Below are 4,114 nucleotides of genomic sequence, written 5' to 3' on the forward strand. Positions count from 1 at the left end.
CCCATCAGGAGGCCCATCGGAGAGCCCATGCGAAAGCCGTTCGGGGAGCCCGGCGGACAGGCCGTTCGGCCCGGTCCGGACGGGGCCGGTGGGCACGACCGCCGGCCCGCGGGCATCCATGGTGAAGAAGGCCGCGGGCAGGTGATCCCCGGATCCACCGGTAACGATCACACTGCCGACGGCGCCCGGGGTGAGCGCGACATCGTCGATGCTGAGGAGGTCCGTCTGCCTGCCGGGGTGGCGCAGGCCGACGGTGGTCGTCGTCGCGGGGATCGGGACAAAAGCCGAGGCCTGCCCCGGGTCGGCGACTTCGGTCTGCCTGCCGGGTGCGGCCACGAGGACGAACCGAAGATCCTCCCGTGACTTTCCGTCAGCGGCGTCCGGGGTGGTCGCATTGATCAGTCGGATGCTGGAGAGGCCGCTGGCATCCGGGCCGACTCCGGGCGCGGTGAAGGTGTCCTGGACGGGTACCACAGCGAGATCGGCGGCATCGCCGGTGATGATGAGGCTGACTGAGCCGCCTCCGGGGATGGTGACCGCGGGTGCCGCGGGCGTTGCCCCGGTCCGAACGGCAGTCATGGAGATCGTGCCGGCCGGGACCCGCTTGTATTCCGAAACCCCTTTGTATTCGAGCTGGATGGCTTCCGGAAGCGCGGGTGAGGTCACCCGCAGTGTTCCGCCGGGGGAGGCGTCCACGACGCGCAGATAGCCGTGCGCCCCGGCCGCCCCGGCGGCGGCTTCGGAAGCGGGTGCCGGCGGCACCGCGTTGGCATTCGACCGGCCGGTGCTGGCCAGCGCCGAGGCCAGCAGCAGGCCTACCGCCAGCGCCAGGGCACGCCGCAGCGCCGCCGCGACAACCGGGCCGGGCCCGGCGGAGCGGTGCCCCGTCAGGATTCGCATCAGGCACCTTCCGTGGTCTTGCCGTAGGCGGTCAGCCGACCGCCGGCCCGCGTCACATACGTGCGCCAGAAGTCCTCGAGGCGGCGCAGGCGGGACGGGTCGAAGTCCACCCCGGCTCCGGCACCGACCATCCGTACGTCCACCCCGGTCAGCGTGGCGATCAGCGAGTCGCGGCCGAGCTGGTCGAGAAGGCCGGTGATATCAGCCGGTTCGAGCTCGGAGGTGGCCAGGTTGAACGGACGCCGGGTGGATACCGCGTCGGTGAACACGGTCAGTTCCCGCGGCGTGTTCGGCCGGGCCGAGAGCGTTTTACCGGCGCCTACCAGCGCGCCGAACAGGTCGGTCCGCTGCCTGTCCCGACCGGTGGCGCAATTGATCAGTTCCGCGGTCCTGGTTTCGGCCTGTCTGCTCAGCTGGGCCGTTTGCGCGTCGTCGTACAGCTTGTTGTCCCTGGGATGGGCCGGTACGAGATCGACGGCGACGGACGGGCAAACGCTCGCCTGCGAGTTCTCGGTCGCCACGTCCGCGCTGAAGGAACCGCCGGCGCAGCCCGTGATGACACTCGCGACGCCCGTCTTATACTGATCGATCACTTTTTGGTCAATACTTGCCGATACATCGATGACGAGCGCGCACATCCGTCGCTGCCGCGGCGAGGCGGATGACCCGCCGCATGCCGCCAGGGGGAGCAGGGCCGCGATCCCCACCGCCGCGACAATGCGCCACCTGCCGTCGAACGCATAGGGCGTCCGCAATGCCCGCAATGCCCGGAGTACCTGGCTGTAGGTACGCCTGATGCCCGCGGTGACCGTTGGGGTTCTCTTCTCCATCATTTTCTCCGTCGTTGTTGTGTCGGGCATGTGGTACCGACGGATGAGCCGGCGCATCAGTGCGGGCCTTCGCGAGGCCCGGTGTTGTCAGAATGTTGATCAAAATGGCTTTTCCCATTGGGGGAGGCTGAGGGGGAGGGTGATGAGGGGCCACCTGAAGCCGGGGAGTCGGCCGGCTTGGTCGGGGCCTGTTCCTCGGCCGGCTCTGGAGCGCCCGGCGACCGGAACTCCGGCGCGGGATAGTCCTCGTAGGGGATCTCCGCCAGCGCGGCCGCCCGCTCAGGGTCCATGGCGGCGCCGTTGACCATGGAGTCGCGGTAGGCGTCGCGTACCCGTCCGATGTTCGCGGCTTCACGCTGGGCGAGGTACTCGGCTGCCCGGTTCTCCGCCTGCGCGGCGGCCTCGGCTATCCGTAGCCGTCGCGTTGCCCAGGCATGCCGCAGCCGTGCGAACCGGCGCCAGGCCTTTGATCTGCGCAACGCCCAGGCAGCCCCGCGCACGGTCGCCGCCCGCGGGTCGTGGAGCTGGTACTCGAAGAAGGCGACCGCGAAGGTGAAGGCGACCTGAAGCGACAGGAACATGCAGAATGCGCCGGTCTTGTCTACGCCAACCTTGATGTTGTCTGCCCGCAGTAGGTCGGCGTCGGCGACGAAGGTCTGCGCGCGCACGAGCGCTACGAAGACGTTCATGGCTACGAGCACGGTCGTGCCGTTCCAGACGAACAGGTCGCGAGGGCGCTGAAGCCATCCAGCCGGTTCGTCAGGTTGCCCGGCCGACTGGTGCTGCCGCGTGTGCCGGCCGAGGCCTGCCTCGGCCGTGACCGGTTCGAGCCGCTTTTCCTTCAGATGCCGGGCGATCGCTGTGGCGATGAGCAGCCCGGCGCCTACGACTGTCACAACCAGGAAGTAGGTGATCCAGTAGGACTGACCAAGGATGTCGAGGGTCGGCTTGAGCGCGACCGCCTCACCGATGATGATCGAACCGGCGATGACGAGGCGGAGCAGCGCCTGGCCGGGCAGATGCGCCAGCAGCCGCCGCCAGCTGTCCGGCCCGCTCTTCGACGCCTCCCAGGCATTGGTGAGCGTTGTCTCGGCGTCGGTGACGGCCTGGTCGTGATCGGCCATCGACTGCTTGAGGACGTCCATCCGGACTACCGCTCGGATGACCCGTTTCTTCCTGTTGAGCCACGCGAACGCGTATCCCGCTCCGAGATCGCCAGCGATGATTTTGTTGTGACTGGCGAACGCCCGCTCGTAAGGGGTCCGGGTGCCGCCGACCTCGGCGTCGGGGAAGTTGGCCGCCGCGTCCCGGGCGCCGGCTTCCCGGGCCTCCCGGATCCACCGGTTGATGTTCTTGGTCCGATTGTCGGCCTTCAACGGACGGTAGCGGCGAATGGCCGAGCCACGTGTCCAGAAAAGACCCATGTCATGCCTTCCTTATCGGCTGCGCGGATTCGTTCGCCACTGGCTGCGGGGCCGTGCTCACTGGATGGGGGCCACGGTCGCCGCGGCGCGGGTGCGCCGGGGACGAAGGTCCGCGAGCCAGGCCGGTTCATTGATCTCAGGCTGCGGCCATGCCGCCGCGAGGACCGGCGCTTGTTCACCGCGGACCCGCAGGTTCGCCGCGCGGTAGACCTCGATGTACTGGAGGCAGAACGATGACACGGCCATCGCCTGGGCGACCGCGCGGTCAGCCGTCACCTCCCGTTGCTTGCGTAGTTCCGCGAGTTGCTCTCGGGCGGTGTCCAGCCGCTGGCGGGTAGCGTCCCGTTTCGAGCGGCCTGTCGCGGCCCGCCGGTTCGCGCGGGCTGTTTCGTCGTCACAGGTACGCGGCTGTTTCGGCGTGAGGTGGAGACGTTCCTTCTCCGTGTTCATCGGGAGTTCGCTGGTCAACCGCGCGACCAGGGCTTCCAGCCGGGCGATGCCGGTGTCAATGCCGTCGAGGGCAGCCAGGGCCTCGACCCCGAGCGCGTGGTGTGAGCGCGCGGCCAGCGCCTTGATTTCCCTGATCGCCGGTGTCGACCACGCCTGTGGATCGGCACTCCAGCTGACCGGGTCCGTGTCGTGGGCTGTGCCCGGCGCGGGCTTGGCCTGTGGCAGCGGGACAGCGGGCGTCGGCAGGCCGACACGGCCGTCCCGCCGGCCTCGCAACCACATCCTGAAGCGGGTGCGCCGGCTTGGTCCGATCAGGATCGAACCCGATACGGCGTGGACGTCGCGGACGCGACCGAGGCGACGCTTCATCTCGGCAGGAGCTCCTTGAGCTGGAAGAATCGTTCGGAGAAAAGGGGGCAGCGCGCACCCGCGGCCCGTCGTGGTGTTCCAGGAGGCGGCGCGTCCGCGGGCGCGGAAACGTTTCCAGCCATGTCTGACGGACGGCGCGGT

4 protein-coding genes are annotated in these 4,114 nt (G+C 68.9%); all 4 read right to left on the minus strand.

The features are described 5' to 3' along the window. Window positions 1-900: DUF4397 domain-containing protein (locus MJ783_RS08950; RefSeq protein WP_239309912.1), on the minus strand; the 900-nt coding region annotated here is incomplete at its 3' end. Next, a complete protein-coding gene (locus MJ783_RS08955) occupies window positions 900-1,760 on the minus strand; it encodes a hypothetical protein (RefSeq protein WP_239309913.1) in 861 nt (286 codons plus the stop codon). The genes MJ783_RS08955 and MJ783_RS08950, both read right to left, overlap by 1 nt. Window positions 1,761-1,786: 26 nt before the next feature. Further along, on the minus strand, window positions 1,787-3,154 hold the full coding sequence (locus MJ783_RS08960; RefSeq protein ID WP_239309914.1) for a hypothetical protein: 1,368 nt from the start codon (window positions 3,152-3,154) through the stop codon (window positions 1,787-1,789). Between the two features lie 57 nt (window positions 3,155-3,211). Next, window positions 3,212-3,973, minus strand: coding sequence for a hypothetical protein (locus MJ783_RS08965; RefSeq protein ID WP_239309915.1), 762 nt, complete (start codon window positions 3,971-3,973; stop codon window positions 3,212-3,214). Window positions 3,974-4,114 lie beyond the last annotated feature (141 nt).

The sequence above is a fragment of the Protofrankia sp. Cj3 genome (assembly GCF_917627355.1).
Classification (GTDB): domain Bacteria; phylum Actinomycetota; class Actinomycetes; order Frankiales; family Frankiaceae; genus Protofrankia.